This is a genomic window from Rhizobium rhododendri (assembly GCF_007000325.2).
Classification (GTDB): Bacteria; Pseudomonadota; Alphaproteobacteria; order Rhizobiales; family Rhizobiaceae; genus Rhizobium; species Rhizobium rhododendri.
This window is the reverse complement of sequence record NZ_CP117267.1, coordinates 2,316,333-2,330,700: the sequence shown is the minus strand read 5'-3', so window position 1 is coordinate 2,330,700 and position 14,368 is coordinate 2,316,333. Positions and strand designations below refer to the sequence as shown.

General features: G+C 63.3%; 13 protein-coding genes. 1 reads left to right on the top strand and 12 read right to left on the bottom strand.

Going from position 1 to position 14,368, the window contains the following annotated elements; translation table 11 throughout:
• Positions 1-3 precede the first annotated feature (3 nt).
• A complete protein-coding gene (locus PR018_RS11345) occupies positions 4-546 on the bottom strand; it encodes a carboxymuconolactone decarboxylase family protein (protein ID WP_142830755.1) in 543 nt (180 codons plus the stop codon).
• Between the two features lie 52 nt (positions 547-598).
• Positions 599-1,945: an LLM class flavin-dependent oxidoreductase gene (locus tag PR018_RS11340; RefSeq protein WP_142830757.1), complete on the bottom strand. Its 1,347-nt coding sequence runs from the start codon at positions 1,943-1,945 to the stop codon at positions 599-601.
• A gap of 214 nt (positions 1,946-2,159) precedes the next feature.
• On the opposite strand from PR018_RS11340, the gene PR018_RS11335 reads away from it, so the two are divergent.
• Positions 2,160-3,368 carry an adenylate/guanylate cyclase domain-containing protein gene (locus tag PR018_RS11335; RefSeq protein ID WP_142830759.1) on the top strand — a complete coding sequence of 403 codons (1,209 nt, stop codon included), beginning with the start codon at positions 2,160-2,162 and terminating at the stop codon, positions 3,366-3,368.
• 6 nt (positions 3,369-3,374) lie between these two features.
• On the opposite strand, the gene PR018_RS11330 is transcribed toward PR018_RS11335, so the two are convergent.
• The 10 genes from PR018_RS11330 to PR018_RS11285 form a co-directional block, all read right to left on the bottom strand.
• The gene (locus PR018_RS11330; RefSeq protein ID WP_142830761.1) at positions 3,375-5,339 is read right to left on the bottom strand and encodes a 3-hydroxyacyl-CoA dehydrogenase NAD-binding domain-containing protein; all 1,965 of its coding nucleotides are present in this window, start codon (positions 5,337-5,339) and stop codon (positions 3,375-3,377) included.
• 10 nt (positions 5,340-5,349) lie between these two features.
• Positions 5,350-5,745: a RidA family protein gene (locus tag PR018_RS11325; RefSeq protein ID WP_111222446.1), complete on the bottom strand. Its 396-nt coding sequence runs from the start codon at positions 5,743-5,745 to the stop codon at positions 5,350-5,352.
• Positions 5,723-6,154, bottom strand: coding sequence for an acyl-CoA thioesterase (locus tag PR018_RS11320; protein ID WP_142830763.1), 432 nt, complete (start codon positions 6,152-6,154; stop codon positions 5,723-5,725). The genes PR018_RS11325 and PR018_RS11320 overlap by 23 nt, the downstream gene beginning before the upstream one ends.
• A 7-nt stretch (positions 6,155-6,161) precedes the next feature.
• Positions 6,162-7,349, bottom strand: a complete 1,188-nt coding sequence (locus tag PR018_RS11315; RefSeq protein WP_111222448.1) for an acyl-CoA dehydrogenase — start codon at positions 7,347-7,349, stop codon at positions 6,162-6,164.
• A 14-nt stretch (positions 7,350-7,363) separates the two neighbouring features.
• On the bottom strand, positions 7,364-8,545 hold the full coding sequence (locus PR018_RS11310) for an acyl-CoA dehydrogenase family protein (RefSeq protein WP_142830764.1): 1,182 nt from the start codon (positions 8,543-8,545) through the stop codon (positions 7,364-7,366).
• A 3-nt stretch (positions 8,546-8,548) separates the two neighbouring features.
• On the bottom strand, positions 8,549-9,400 hold the full coding sequence (locus tag PR018_RS11305) for an enoyl-CoA hydratase family protein (RefSeq protein ID WP_142830766.1): 852 nt from the start codon (positions 9,398-9,400) through the stop codon (positions 8,549-8,551).
• On the bottom strand, positions 9,397-10,185 hold the full coding sequence (locus PR018_RS11300; RefSeq protein ID WP_142830768.1) for an SDR family NAD(P)-dependent oxidoreductase: 789 nt from the start codon (positions 10,183-10,185) through the stop codon (positions 9,397-9,399). Before PR018_RS11300 ends, PR018_RS11305 begins: the two co-directional genes overlap by 4 nt.
• A gap of 9 nt (positions 10,186-10,194) precedes the next feature.
• Positions 10,195-12,513 (bottom strand): bifunctional salicylyl-CoA 5-hydroxylase/oxidoreductase, encoded by a 2,319-nt coding sequence (locus tag PR018_RS11295; RefSeq protein WP_142830770.1) that lies wholly within the window; start codon positions 12,511-12,513, stop codon positions 10,195-10,197.
• Positions 12,514-12,671: 158 nt separating this feature from the next.
• Positions 12,672-13,274 (bottom strand): VOC family protein, encoded by a 603-nt coding sequence (locus tag PR018_RS11290; RefSeq protein WP_161990969.1) that lies wholly within the window; start codon positions 13,272-13,274, stop codon positions 12,672-12,674.
• A gap of 122 nt (positions 13,275-13,396) precedes the next feature.
• A complete protein-coding gene (locus PR018_RS11285; protein ID WP_142830772.1) occupies positions 13,397-14,239 on the bottom strand; it encodes an ATP-binding cassette domain-containing protein in 843 nt (280 codons plus the stop codon).
• Positions 14,240-14,368: the final 129 nt, after the last annotated feature.

The window sequence follows — 14,368 nt, the reverse complement described above, 5'->3', positions numbered from 1 at the left end:
CCATTAGCGGGGCGGCATCACGAAACCTTCAAGAAAGGGGCCAAGTTCGGGATCGATGTCGATCTTGACCGTGTTGTTGAAGATCGCCGTAGCGATCATGATGCCCCCGAAGGCCACGAGGTTGACCAGCGTCGGCTCATCGTAGCGGGCTTTGAGGCGCGCCCAGATCTCGTCAGGAATGGCGTTCGAATCCGCGACCATTGCCTTGCCGAAGGCGATCAGCGTGGCCTCGTCTGGGCTTGGCTCTATCGTCTCGGGTTTCAGGCCGGCATTGATCAGCGCGCGACGGAAAAAGCCGACGGGGATGATGGAGCGGCACTCGATGGCGATTGCCTGGCAGAAGAGCCATACGGCGCGGTCGTCGAGATCGGGGCGCAGCTCTTCGCGGAGGGTAAACCATTCAGCATAGATGCGGTGGGCCACAGGCGAATGCAGCAGCGTCCGCTTCATGTTGGTCATCCGGCCGCGAAGGAGTACCTCGCGGTCATGCTCGGCACGGGCCTCATCGGATGCTGTGGCGTAGTCGAAGTGTGACAGATGGCTCATCGGTGCTGCTCTCGGAGGGATCGCACTCTTTTTGCCGATTTCCGCAACTCTGTCACTCCGCGGCTTCCGAAACAGCCGGAAAGAAACGATTTTCCGGGCGTGGCAGGCCGAGATGGTCGCGCAGCGTGGTGCCTTCGTATTCCTTGCGGAAAAGGCCGCGCCGCTGCAACTCCGGCACCAGGCGGTCGGCGACATCGTCGAGGCCCTGCGGCAGGAAGGGGAAGACCACGTTGAAGCCGTCCGAGCCCTCTTCCGACAGCCATGTTTCCATTTCGTCGGCAATGGTCTCGGGCGTGCCGACGAAGGCCAGTCCGCCGTAGCCGCCCAGCCGCTGGGCAAGCTGGCGGACGGTCAGGTTTTCCTGCTGGGCCATACGGATCGCTTGTTCGCGGCCGCTCTTGCTGGCGTTGGTTTCGGGTATTTGCGGCAGAGGGGCGTCGGGGTCGAACTTCGAGGCGTCGTGGCCGAGCGAGATCGACAGCGAGGCGATGGCGCTGTCGTAATGCACCAGGCTGTCGAGGCGGGCCCGCTTGGCGCGCGCCTCCTCGACGCTGTCGCCGACGACGACAAATGCCGCCGGCAGGATTTTAAGGTGGTCCGGGTTGCGACCGACGCGAGGCATGCGGCCCTTGATATCGGCATAGAGCGACTTTGCGGTCTTGAGATCGCGGGGCGCTGCAAACACCACCTCGGCGGTCTCGGCTGCCAGCTGCTTGCCGGGCTCGGACTGGCCGGCCTGGACGATGACCGGCCAGCCCTGCGGTGTACGGGCAATGTTGAGCGGGCCGCGCACCGACAGGCTTTCGCCCTTGTGGTCGAGCACGTGCATCTTGTCCGGGTCGAAAAAGATGCCGGTTTCGGTGTCGCGGATGAAGGCGTCGTCGGCAAAGCTGTCCCAGAGGCCGGTGACGACGTCATAGAATTCGCGCGCCCGGCGATAGCGCTCGTCGTGCTCGACATGATCTTCGAGGCCGAAGTTGAGGGCGGCATCGGGGTTGGACGTGGTGACGATGTTCCAGCCGGCGCGTCCGTCGCTGATGTGGTCGAGCGAGGCGAAGCGCCGGGCGATATGATAGGGCTGCTCGAAGGTGGTGGAGGCGGTGGCGACCAGGCCGATCTTCTCGGTGACCGCAGCCAGCGCCGAGAGCAGCGTGAACGGCTCGAAGGAGGTCACCGTATGGCTGCGCTTCAGGGCCTCGATGGGCATGTTGAGGACGGCCAGATGATCGGCCATGAAGAAAGCGTCGAACTTGGCAGCTTCGAGTTTCCGGGCAAAACTCTTGATGTGCCTGAAGTTGAAATTGGCATCCGGATAGGCTCCGGGGTAGCGCCAGGCGCCGGTGTGCAGGCTGACAGGACGCATGAAAGCGCCGAGCTTCATTTGCTTTTGGCCGGACATCAGGGGATCCTTTTCAAAACCTCTTGGCACAGCTTGACTGCGATGCAGCAAAACCATGACTTGAGATGGGGGACGCCTTCGTATCAATCAACGGCCGGGAGCTAGAAGTGGCGCGTCGAAAATACATAGGTGACCAATCTTTTTTGCTTGTTCGCCTTTTCCGTGCGGCCAATTGGGAATAGACCAAGCTTTCAAGCCTCGGGGACACCAATCCATGCATGAGAAAGACATCGCAGATATTACCGCATGGCTGATGCAGCGAGGTCTGAAGGGCGCGACTGAAATCGATCTTTTGAGCGGCTTCTGCGAGGCCTGTCGCCGAAGCGGGCTGCAACTTAGTCGCGGCATGGCGCTGATGGACACGTTGCATCCGGTCTACGAAGGTCGCGTGTTTCGCTGGGACAGCACCGAGGTCATCGAGCCTGTGTTCGAATATGGCTCCACCAACCAGGGTATCGCTGCGGAAAACTGGCTGAAATCGGCGTTTTACTATCTGCAGGAAACCATGACATCGGAAGTTCGCCGCCGAATAGGCTTTGGCGATCCTGTCGATTTTTACACGCTGGATGTCTTGAAGGAGGCGGGCGTTACGGACTTCATCGCCTTTGCCCACCCATTCGAGGATGCCGGTACAATCGGCGACATGGACTGTTTCTTTGCGCATTTCGCCACTGCCGACAAGGATGGTTTCCTGGACGACGACATCGCCACGCTGCGCCGGCTGGTGCCTGCGCTCGCGCTGGCGATCAAGTGCACCGCGCTCGACCGGATTGCCCGTACGATCGCCGAGGTCTATCTCGGCGAAGACGCGGCGCAGCATGTGCTCGGTGGCAAGATCACGCGCGGCAAGACGGAGCGCATCTCGGCGGCCCTTTGGTTTTCAGATCTCGCCAACTATACGCGCATCTCGGATACGGCGGAGCCCGACGAGATCATCCCGATGCTCAACGACTACGCCGACGCCGTCATTTCGTCGATCCACGAGGCAGGCGGCAACGTGCTGAAGCTGATCGGCGACGGCACGCTGGCGATCTTCAAGGCGCGTGACGAACGCGATGCCTGTGCGGCGGCCCTCAAGGCAGAATCGCTGCTGCGGGAGCGTTTGCGCAATCTCAATGCCCAGCGGCAGGTCGAGGGCAGGCCGGTGACGGAGATCTATCTCGGCCTGCATATCGGCGAGGTGTTCTACGGAAATATCGGCAGCCAAGACCGGCTTGATTTCACCGTCATCGGGCCGGCGGTGAACGAGGTCAGCCGCATCGCCTCGATGTGCCATTCCGTCGACCGCGATGTGCTCATGTCGTCGAACTTCGTTGCAGCGGCAGAGGTCTCGCAGCGCAACGATCTCGTCTCCGTCGGCCGCTACGCGTTGCGGGGCGTCAAGCGGGCGCAGGAACTGTTCACGCTGATGCACGCGGCCTGAGGGGCTTCAGCGCTTGCCGGCGGCAAACATCGGACCGCCCTTGTGAGGCGGGAAGCCGTAGCCGTTGATCATCACCAGATCGATGTCGCCCGGGCGGGCGGCAATACCACGTTCGAGCAAGGCCTTGCCTTCGTCGGCCATCGCCCGCAATAGCCTTGCGACGATTTCGTCCGACGAAAAACTGCGCGGGGTGATGCCTTTTTCGGCCCGCACCCGCTCGATCAACGCTGTCACTTCGGGATCGACAGTCCGCGTGCCGTCCGGGTAGGCATACCAGCCGCGTCCGGATTTCTGGCCAAATCGGCCAGCCTCGCAAAGCCGGTCGGCAATGGGGACGTAGCGCTCATCCGCATTGCGCGTTGCCGCCTGACGCTTGCGGCGGGCCCAGGCGATTTCGAGGCCTGCCATGTCGTAGACGGCAAAGAGCCCCATGGGGAAGCCGTAAGCTTCGAGCGCTGCGTCGATCTCGTGGGGCAGCGCGCCATCCTCGAGCATGAACTCGGCCTCCCGGCGGTAGGCGGAAAAGACGCTGTTGCCGATGAAACCTTCGGTGACGCCACAGACGACCGGCAGCTTGCCGAGCCGCTTGGCAAAGGCCAGGGCACAGGCCAGCGCATCCGGTGCCGTCTCCGCGCAATTCACCACTTCCACCAGCCGCATGATATTGGCGGGGGAGAAGAAGTGCAGGCCGAGGATTCGACGGGGATGAAGCGTTTCTGCGGCAATGGCGTCGGGATCGAGATAACTGGTGTTGGTGGCAAGGATGGCATCTGCGCGGACGATGCCGTCGAGCCGCTGGAACAGCGCCGTCTTGACCGCCATGTCGTCGAACACAGCCTCGATGACCAGATCTGCATCGGCGAGGGCCGTCATGTCGCTGGTGACGGTCAGGCGGCCGAGCTGATCGGCAAGGCCGTCGGTGTCGAGACGGCCGGTCTGCACCGCCTTTTGCAGCGTGGCTGCGATGCGCTCGCGACCTTTGTCAGCGGCGTCTTCGGTCTGCTCTACGGCGACGACCCGGAAGCCGGCGCCAAGCGTCGCCACCGCAATGCCGGAACCCATGAGGCCGGTGCCGACGATCCCGACGGTCTCGATGCTGCGGGGCGCTATGCCTGCGAGCCCATCGACCTTGCCGGCGGCGCGCTCGGCGAAGAAGACATGGCGGAGGGCTGCCGATTGCTCGGAGTCCCGCAAGCCAAGGAATGTCGTCCGTTCGTCCGACAGGCCATCGGCAAGGGTTGCGTAGGTGGCGAGCCTGACAAGCCGCACGGCTTCGACGGGCGCTGTCTGGCCGCGAGATTTTCCGACGACCTTCGCCGCTGCAGCCTCTACCGCTGCGATATTCTGTTGCGGTACGGCCAGTTGACCGGTGCGCCGTAGCGGAGTTCCGGCAAGCCTTTGGACCATGGCAATCGCCGCTGACCGCTCGTCGGCATCGGTGGCATCGGCAAGACCGAGCGATGCTGCTTCCGCAGCCTTGACCGCCCGCCCGGTTCCGATCAGGTCAATAGCGGCAACCGTGCCGATGAGCCTTGGAAGACGCTGGGTACCGCCGGCGCCGGGCACAAGGCCGAGTTTGACTTCCGGCAGTCCGAAACTGGCGCTTGGGTTAGCGATCCGGGCGTGGCAGGCAAGAGCGATTTCGCAACCGCCGCCCAGCGCCGCGCCATTGACGGCTGCAACGACAGGCTTTTCAAAGGCTTCGATGCGGTTGATGAGATCTGGCAGATGGGGCTCGATCGATGGCTTGCCGAACTCCCTGATATCGGCGCCGCCGACGAACGTGCGACCGGCACCGGTGATGACGATGCCGACAATCGACGCCGCCGCCGCTGCGTGATCCAGCGCTGCCATGATGCCAGCGCGCACGTGGCTCGACATCGCGTTGACGGGCGGATTGTCGAGGGTGACAACCAGTACGCCGTCCGACGTCTCGCCCGAGACGCTCTCCGAAAAGGTCGTTACCGACATCGCCGCTCTCCTATTCCGGAACGACGGCAGTGGCCTGGATCTCTATCTTGGCGCGGTCCTCGACGAGGCCGACGACCTGCACTGCAGCCATCGCCGGAAAATGCCGGCCGATGACGTCGCGATAGGCTTGGCCAACGCCCTTGAGGTTGGCGAGGTATTCGGCCTTGTCCGTGAAATACCAGGTCATCGACGTGATGTGCTGCGGCCCGGCACCGCCTTCGGCGAGGATGGCGACGATGTTGGAAAGCGTCTGGCGAACCTGATCGACGAAATCGTCGCTTTCGAACTCGCAAGCGGCATTCCAGCCGATCTGGCCGCCGACGAATACCGTGCGACCAGTCGCGGCGACACCGTTGGCGTATCCGATCGGCTTGGCCCAGCCCTCAGGCTGCAGGATCGTGTGCATCGGTCTTCTCCAGATGGTGTTCCAGCGCGGCCCTGATGTCGTCCGGCCAGGCAAGCGATTGCTGTGTGTCGAGGTGCGTGGCAACGACGCGGTGGGTGGCGGTCCAGAGGATCTTGCCCCTGGCCGAAACCTGATGCTCGAGATCGAGGGAGGCGCGGCCAATGCGGCGGACGATCACGGCGAATTCCAGTTCGTCGCCCTGAAAGCCGGGAGACGAGAAGGTCAGGTCCAGGCGGACGGTCGGCACGCCGATCCGCCGCTCATCGATCATCGTCTTCCAGGGAAAACCGAGCGTAGCGAAATAGTCCTCGAGAACACCGACAAGGATGTTCAGGTAGGACGGGAAATATGCAATCCCGGAGGGATCGCAATCGCCGAAGCGCAACGGTCTTGTCGTCTTGAATGCCACGACAGCCTCAGTTCGCGAAGGCGGCAATGCCGGTGATGGCACGGCCGAGGATCAGGGCATGGATATCGTGGGTGCCTTCATAGGTGTTGACCACTTCGAGGTTGACCATGTGGCGGATGATGCCGAACTCGTCGGAAATGCCGTTGCCGCCGAGCATATCACGTGCGTTGCGGGCGATATCGAGCGCCTTGCCGCAGGAGTTGCGCTTCAGGATCGACGTCAGCTCTACCGGCGGGTGGCCTTCCTCCTTCATCCGGCCGAGCCGCAGGCAACCTTGCAGGCCAAGTGCGATCTCGGTCGTCATGTCCGCGAGTTTCTTCTGGATCAGCTGGTTGGCGGCGAGCGGCCGGCCGAACTGATGCCGGTCGAGGACGTATTGGCGTGCCCTGGCGTAGCAATCCTCGGCAGCCCCGAGCGTGCCCCAGGCGATGCCATAGCGGGCCGAGTTCAGGCAGGTGAACGGGCCCTTGAGGCCGGTGACGTTGGGCAGCAGGTTTTCTTCCGGCACGAAGACGTTGTCCATGACGATTTCGCCGGTGATCGAGGCGCGCAGGCCGACCTTGCCGTGAATGGCCGGTGCCGTCAGGCCCTTCCATCCCTTTTCGAGGATGAAGCCCCTGATGACGCCGTCCTCGGTCTTGCCCCAGACGACGAAGACGTCGGCAATCGGCGAATTGGAAATCCAGATCTTCGACCCGGTCAGCTGGTAGCCGCCGTCGACCTTCTTGGCGCGGGTGGCCATCGAGCCGGGGTCGGAGCCGTGGTTCGGTTCCGTCAGGCCGAAGCAGCCGATCCACTCGCCGGTGGCAAGCTTCGGCAAGTACTTCTGCTTCTGCGCTTCCGAGCCAAAAGCATCGATCGGCACCATCACCAGCGAGGACTGTACCGACATCATCGAGCGATAGCCGCTATCGACGCGCTCGACCTCGCGGGCGATCAGGCCGTAGGCGACATAGCCGAGGCCGGAGCCGCCATATTCGGGTGCGATGGTCGGGCCGAGCAGGCCGAGTTCGCCCATTTCGCGGAAGATCGCCGGGTCTGTCTTTTCATGGCGAAATGCTTCCAGCACACGCGGCGCCAGCTTGTCCTGCGCATAGGCACGTGCGGTGTCGTGGACCATGCGCTCGTCGTCGGTCAGCTGGTCCTGCAGACGGAAAGGGTCGGCCCAGTCGAATATCTCGCGGCTATGCGCCATTGGTTTCTCTCCCATCACTTTGATTTCAGCAGTTCGCGCGCGACGATCAGCTTCTGCACTTCGGTCGCACCTTCGTAGATGCGCAGCGCGCGGATCTCGCGGTAGAGTTTCTCGGTTATCTCGCCCGTTTTCACGCCGCGCCCGCCAAACAGCTGGACGGCGCGATCTATTACGACTTGCGCTGTCTCCGTTGCCGTCATCTTGGCCATCGCCGCCTCGCGGGTCGTCGGCAGCTGCTGCACGTCGCGGCGCCAGGCGGCGCGGTAGGTGAGAAGAGCCGCTGCGTCGATGCCGGTCGCCATATCGCCGAGCGCTGCCTGCGTCAACTGGAGGTCGGCAAGCCTGGCGCCGAACATCGGGCGCTCCTGGACATGAACGAGCGTTTCATCCAAGGCCCGGCGCGCAAAGCCGAGGGCGGCGGCTGCCACCGAGGCACGGAAGATATCGAGGGTGCGCATGGCGATCTTGAAGCCCTCGCCGGGTGAGCCCAAGCGTCGCGATGCCGGGATGCGGCAGGCATCGAAGCGGATCGTTGCCAGCGGATGGGGCGCGATCACCTCGATACGTTCGGTGACGGAAAAGCCGGGGTCGTCCGCAAAGACCACGAAGGCAGAGATACCGCGCGTGCCCGGTGCTTCGCCGGTACGGGCAAAAACGGTGTAGACATCGGCGATGCCACCGTTGGAAATCCAGGTCTTCTCGTCATCGAGAATGTAGTGGTCGCCCTCCAGGCGGGCGGCACAGCTCATGGCCGCGACATCGGAGCCGGCATCCTTTTCCGACAAAGCGAAGGCAGCAAGCCATTCGCCGGAGCGGACTTTCGGTAATACGGCCGACCGCAATTCCCCGGAGCCGGACAGGCCGATAGCGCCGGTGCCGAGGCCTTGCATGGCGAAGGCGAAATCGGCCAGTCCATCGTGCCAGGCGAGCGTTTCGCGGGCGAGGCAGACGCTGCGGGAATCGATCGGCGTCGGGTCGTCGGGCGCACCGACGGCGGCTTCCAGCAGGCCGGCATCGCCAAGTGCGCGTACCAGCTTGCGGCAGGCGCCGTCGACATCGCTGTGATCGATGGCAGCCATCGGTGTCGATGCGGCGAAGGCATCGAGCCGTTCGGCGAACTGCCGATGACGGGCGTCGAAGAACGGCCAGTCGAGATGGTCGCGGGTCGGTCCTTTCAGGGTGGCTACCGGCTGCATCGCCTAGTCTCCCTTGAATTCCGGCCGGCGCTTTTCGGCGAAGGCCTCGAATGCGCGGCGGAAATCCTGTGTCGCCATGCAGATCGCCTGGGCCTGGGCTTCCGCATCGATCATTTCGTCGATGCCCATCGCCCATTCTTGGTTCAGCATGGTCTTGGTCATGCCATGCGCAAACCAAGGGCCATCGGCGATCGAGCGGGCAAGCTTTGTGGCCTCGGCTTCGAGATCCGCGCTTGCATGCAGGGCATTGTAGAAGCCCCAGGCATGGCCTTCGGCCGAGGACATGTAGCGGCCGGTATAGAGCAATTCGGCGGCACGGCCCTGGCCGATGATGCGCGGCAGCATTCCGCAGGCACCCATGTCGGCGCCGGCAAGCCCAACGCGGGAAAACAGGAAGGCGGTCTTGGCCTCCGGCGTCGCCACGCGCAGGTCGGAGGCCATGGCGAGGATGGCGCCGGCACCTGCGCAGATGCCATCGACGGCGGCGACGATCTGCTGCGGGCATTTGCGCATCGCCTTGACGAGATCGCCGGTCATGCGTGTGAAGGCCAGCAGCTCGGGCATGGCCATGCGTGTCAACGGCTCGATGATCTCGAACACGTCGCCGCCTGATGAGAAATTGCCGCCGGCACCTGTGATGACGATGGTTCTGACGTCGGAGGCATAGGCGAGGTCGCGAAAGAGATCACGCAGCTCGGCATAGCTGTCGAATGTCAGCGGGTTCTTGCGTTCCGGGCGGTTCAGCCGCAGCAATGCCACCCGTCCGTCTTCGCTGACATCCCAGAGGAAGGTCCTCGGCCGATAGTCCCTGAAAGGGCGCAGATGGCCCCGCATCGTCATGTCGCGCTCGCTCATCCTGTCAGAACCTCCCCGCCGGCGACGGCTATTGCCTGGCCGTTGATAGAGGCACTACTGGGCAAGGCCAGCCATATCACGGTGTCGGCCACTTCCTCGGGTCTCACCAGCCGCCCCTGCGGATTGGATCTGGTAAATTCCGCCTTCGCCTGTTCGCGCGTTCGGCCGGTCTTCTCGACGATCCTGTCGATTGACTGCTCGAGGATCGGCGTATCCGTGAAGCCGGGGCAGACGGCGTTGACGGTGATGCCGGTCCGAGCGAGCTCGACCGCCAGCGACCGGGTGAGCCCGACCACGCCGTGCTTGGCGGCGGTGTAGGCAGAAATATAGCCATAGCCGGTGAGGCCGGCCGTGGAGGCGATGTTGATGATGCGGGCACCTTGCCCGTGGGCGCGCAAATCTGACATCGCGGCCTGCGTCACCAGGAAGACGCCGGTGAGATCGACGGCGATGACCCGCGACCACATCTCGAGGCTGGTCTTTTCGAAAGGCGCGCTCGGTGCCTCGCCGGCATTGTTGACCAGGATATCGATCGGACCGAATTTAGCCTTCGCGGCTGCAAAGCCTGCGGCGATGGCGTCTGCGCTGGTGACGTCGAAGCCGTCCGCAACGAAGGTCGCCACGCCCAGTTGGGAGGCCAGCGCCTGCAATGGCTCCAGCCGCCGCCCGGCCAGCGTGACGTTGGCGCCCTCGGCGGACAGAGCACGGGCAATCGCCGCACCGATGCCGCTTCCGGCTCCGGTGACGAGCGCGTGGCGGCCGCCAAGTCTGCCCGAATGGGTCATGTCAGGCTCTCACTTGGCCGGCGCGGCGGGAACCGCACGGGCGAGATTGTTTTCATACTGCGATTTGGCCGACTGGTACTGTTTTGGCCAGGGAATGGAAGTGATGCCGATTTTTGCGGCCTCATGCAATGACCAGGCGGCATCGGCAAGATGCGGCCGGGCAATGGCGCAGAGATCGGCGCGACCAGCCGAGATGATGGAATTGGCATGATCGGCCTCCGAGATGGCGCCGACGGCGATCGTCGGGATGCCGATCTCGTTGCGGATCTTGTCGGAAAACGGCGTCTGGAACAGGCGGCCATAGACCGGCTTTTCCTCCTTCGATACCTGTCCCGAGGAGCAATCGATCAGGTCGGCGCCGGCATCCTTGAACATCTGCGCAAAGATGGCTGCGTCTTCAGGCGTATTGCCGCCGTCGGCCCAGTCGTTGCAGGAAAGGCGCACGGAGATCGGCTTGTCGTCCGGCCAGACGGCGCGGATGGCGGCAAAGATTTCCAGCGGGTAGCGGGCGCGGTTTTCGTGGCTGCCGCCGTAGTCGTCGGTGCGCTGGTTGGTCAGTGGCGACAGGAAGCTCGACAGCAGGTAGCCGTGGGCGCAGTGCAGCTCCAGCCAATCGGCGCCGGTGGTGACGGCAAGCTCCACCGAGCGGACGTGGTCGGCCTTGACGCGGTCCATGTCGACGCGGTCCATCGCCTTCGGCACCTGGCTGTTCTTCAGGTAGGGAATGGCAGAGGCCGAGATCAGCGGCCAGTTGCCATCGGTGAGCGGCTGGTCGATGCCGTCCCAGGCGAGCTTGGTCGAACCCTTGCGGCCGGCATGGCCGATCTGGATCCCGACCTTGGCATCGCCATTGCCGTGGATGAAATCGACGACTCGGCGCCAGCCGGTGGCCTGTTCCTCGTTCCAGAGACCGAGGCAGCCGGGCGTGATGCGCGCATCCGGCGAGACGCAGGTCATTTCTGCAAAGATCAGCCCGGCGCCACCCAGAGCGCGGGCGCCGAGATGAACCATGTGAAAGTCATTGATCAAGCCGTTCTTTGCAGAATACATCGCCATCGGAGAGACGACGAGGCGGTTCGGCAGGGTGACGCCGCGCAGGGTGAAGGGCGTGAACATCGGCGGCAGGCAGCGGCCATTGCCAACCGTCAGGCCTGATTTCTCGGCAAACCAGCGCTCATAGCCCTCCAGCCAGTGCCTGTCGCGCAGCCGCAGGTTCTCGTGGCTGATACGCTGCGAGCGGGTCAGCATCGAATACATGAACTGTTCCGGCTCCAGCGCGTCGGCATAGCGGGTGCCGACCACTTCGAACCATTCCATCGCATTGCGCGCGGCGTTCTGGATGCGGGCGACGTCGACCCGGCGGATCTCCTCGTAGGCATGCAGAACGGCCGGGATCTTGTCGGCGCTGTGCTCGTGGATCTCGAACTGGCGGGCGAGCTCGATGGCGTCGTCGATGGCAAGCTTTGTGCCGGAGCCGATGGCGAAATGCGCCGTGTGGGCGGCATCGCCCATCAGAACGACGTGCGAATTGCCGTTGAAATGGCTCCACTTGCCGCAGATCAGCCGGTTGAAATTTAGCCAGGCGCTGCCGCGCATGTGGCGGGCATTGGTCATCAGCGGCGCGCCGTCCAGCGCTTCTGCAAACAGGTCCTGGCAGAAGTCGATCGAGGCCTGCTGCTCCATGGTGTCGAGACCGTGTGCGCGGTAGGCCTCTTCCGTCGTCTCGATGATGAAGGTCGAGGTCTGCTCGTCGAACTTGTAGATGTGTGCCTGGAACCAGCCGTGATCCGTCTTGCGGAAATCAAAGGTGAAGGCATCGAACAGCTTGTTGGTGCCGAGCCAGATGTAACGGTTCGGCCGGGTGATCATGTCGGGCTGGAAGATCTCGGGATAATGGTTGCGGATCTTGGAGTTGAGCCCGTCAGAGCCGATGACGAGGTCGGCATCGGGGTAATCGAGGTCAGAGGTGGCGTCGGTTTCGAAGATCAGCTCCACGCCGAGCGCCTCGCAACGGCGCTGCAGGATATTGAGCAGCTTCTTGCGACCGATGCCGACGAAACCGTGGCCGGAGGTGCGCTGTTTCGTGCCCTTGAACCAGACTTCGATATCGTCCCAGTGATTGAAGGCATCCTGTATCTCGGCCGCACTCTCCGGATCCCAGACCTTCATGGATTCCATTGTTGCGTCGGAAAACACCACGCCCCAGCCGAAGGTGTCATAGGGCTTGTTGCGCTCGACGATGCGGATGGAATGGCCGGGATGCAGCTTCTTCATCAGCAGCCCGAAATAAAGCCCGGCCGGGCCGCCGCCGATACAAACGATTTTCATCGCCAATCCTTCCCTGTCATCCCGCAGGTCGCTGCGCGTCGCAAGTTATTTGAAGTTTAAAATATAAACGCGGCGTCTGGGCGTCAAGTCGCAATTGCGGGAATTGACCGCCGGCTGCCCGATTTCCAGCGAAACCAGGCAGCCAAAGTGTCGCAGCCCTATTTCGCGGGGTCCTTGGGCGACCACAGGATTACCTTCGACTCCTTCTCGTAGGCCATCCCCTTGGGATAGCTGATGGCTTCGAGTTGCAGGCCCCAGGGGGCCTGGAAATACATGATCGTCTGCCCGGCAATCGGGCCGTCGTTCATCGGCACAGGCCCCATGCGGGTGGCGATGCCCTTGCCGTCGAGATATTTTTTGGCGGCTCCGACGTCATCGACATAGAGGGCGATGTGGAAGGCGCCGATATCGCTGTTGCGGGCCTTGAGGTCGCGCTGGTCAGGGGCTTCGTACTGGAAGATCTCGATGTTGGAGCCGTAGCCGCAGCGCACCAGCGTCACCTGGTCGATCTTGGCCTTGGCATCGACGCCGACGAGGTCTGTCATCAGCGTGCCCTTGTCGTCGGAGATCGGGCCGAAGGACATGGCTTTTTCGCAGCCGACGACGCCGACGAAGAAGTCGAGCGCCTGCTTCATGTCGGGCACGGTGATGCCGGTGTGGTCGTGACCGCGCATGCCGGGTATGCCGTCTGCGGAGGCAGCACCGGCGCTGGCGAGGGCAGTGGTCATGGCGAATGCGAAGGCAGTGATATGCTTCTTCATTTCTACGTTCCCCTGTTTTGGCGGGCGTGTTCCGGAAGGCAACAGTCTTCCTCCGCCCCGAAGGCCCGCGGCCCCGGTGCGTATCTCATGGCTATGGCAAGCACATACTGCTCGGCCTCAGGTCAGGCCGAGTCCTCGTTTTCGCTGACGCGCCAGAGCCAGTCCGGGTCGACCTCGGGCAGTGGAATGGCGTCGAGCAGCAGGCGCGTATATTGGGAGGCGGGCGCGGAGAAGACTCGCTCGCAGGGACCTTCCTCGACGACGCGGCCCTGCCGCATCACATAGACGCGGTCGCAGATGGCGCGGATGACGGAGAGATCGTGGCTGATGAAAGCCATCGACAGGCCAAGATCCGTCGAAAGTTCTTTCAGCAGGTTGAGTACCTGAGCCTGCGTAGAGACGTCGAGGCCGGAGACGATCTCGTCGGCGAGCACGAAATCCGGCTCCAGCAGCGCCGCCCTTGCAATGCCGATCCGCTGACGCTGGCCGCCCGAGAGTTCGTGCGGATTGCGGTCGAGGCAGGCCTGCGGCAGGGTCACCCGATCGAGGATCGCAGCGACCTTGCGCTCGGCTTCACGCCGATCCTTGGCGACGCCGTGCAGCAGCAGCGGCTCGACGAGGATGCGACGGATCGAGTGGCGCGGATTGAGCGAGGCCATCGGATCCTGGAAGATCATCTGCATTCGGCGCCGCAACGGTCGCATCCTGGCATCCGGCAGACGTGTGATATCCGTCCCGTCGAAGCAGATCTCGCCGGCCGAGGTGTCGACCAGCCGCAGCAGAGCGCGCCCGAGCGTCGTTTTGCCGGAGCCGCTCTCGCCGACGATGCCGATGGTTTCGCCACGATGGACGGCGATATCGACGCCGTGCAGCACTTTGACGCCATCGACATGACGGCCGGCCAGTGTGCGCCGCCCGCCATAGGTGACCTCGAGGCCAGTGGCCGTGAGTAGGGGCTCAGACATGGCGGCGGCTCCCGTCGTGCAGGGCTATCGCATGAGAAGGGGAGAGGAGGCTTTCAGAGGCCGGACTTCGGTGCGGAAATTGGAGCGGATGCCTCGCTCCGTCCGTCATTTCTGTGCCTGTCACAGGAA

Bases quoted from the DNA above. Each gene is read 5' to 3' on its own strand.
- PR018_RS11345 (WP_142830755.1), bottom strand. From the start codon at position 546: ATGAGCCATCTGTCACACTTCGACTACGCCACAGCATCCGATGAGGCC.
- PR018_RS11340 (WP_142830757.1), bottom strand. From the start codon at position 1,945: ATGTCCGGCCAAAAGCAAATGAAGCTCGGCGCTTTCATGCGTCCTGTC.
- PR018_RS11335 (WP_142830759.1), top strand. From the start codon at position 2,160: ATGCATGAGAAAGACATCGCAGATATTACCGCATGGCTGATGCAGCGA.
- PR018_RS11330 (WP_142830761.1), bottom strand. From the start codon at position 5,339: ATGTCGGTAACGACCTTTTCGGAGAGCGTCTCGGGCGAGACGTCGGAC.
- PR018_RS11325 (WP_111222446.1), bottom strand. From the start codon at position 5,745: ATGCACACGATCCTGCAGCCTGAGGGCTGGGCCAAGCCGATCGGATAC.
- PR018_RS11315 (WP_111222448.1), bottom strand. From the start codon at position 7,349: ATGGCGCATAGCCGCGAGATATTCGACTGGGCCGACCCTTTCCGTCTG.
- PR018_RS11310 (WP_142830764.1), bottom strand. From the start codon at position 8,545: ATGCAGCCGGTAGCCACCCTGAAAGGACCGACCCGCGACCATCTCGAC.
- PR018_RS11305 (WP_142830766.1), bottom strand. From the start codon at position 9,400: ATGAGCGAGCGCGACATGACGATGCGGGGCCATCTGCGCCCTTTCAGG.
- PR018_RS11300 (WP_142830768.1), bottom strand. From the start codon at position 10,185: ATGACCCATTCGGGCAGACTTGGCGGCCGCCACGCGCTCGTCACCGGA.
- PR018_RS11295 (WP_142830770.1), bottom strand. From the start codon at position 12,513: ATGAAAATCGTTTGTATCGGCGGCGGCCCGGCCGGGCTTTATTTCGGG.
- PR018_RS11290 (WP_161990969.1), bottom strand. From the start codon at position 13,274: ATGAAGAAGCATATCACTGCCTTCGCATTCGCCATGACCACTGCCCTC.
- PR018_RS11285 (WP_142830772.1), bottom strand. From the start codon at position 14,239: ATGTCTGAGCCCCTACTCACGGCCACTGGCCTCGAGGTCACCTATGGC.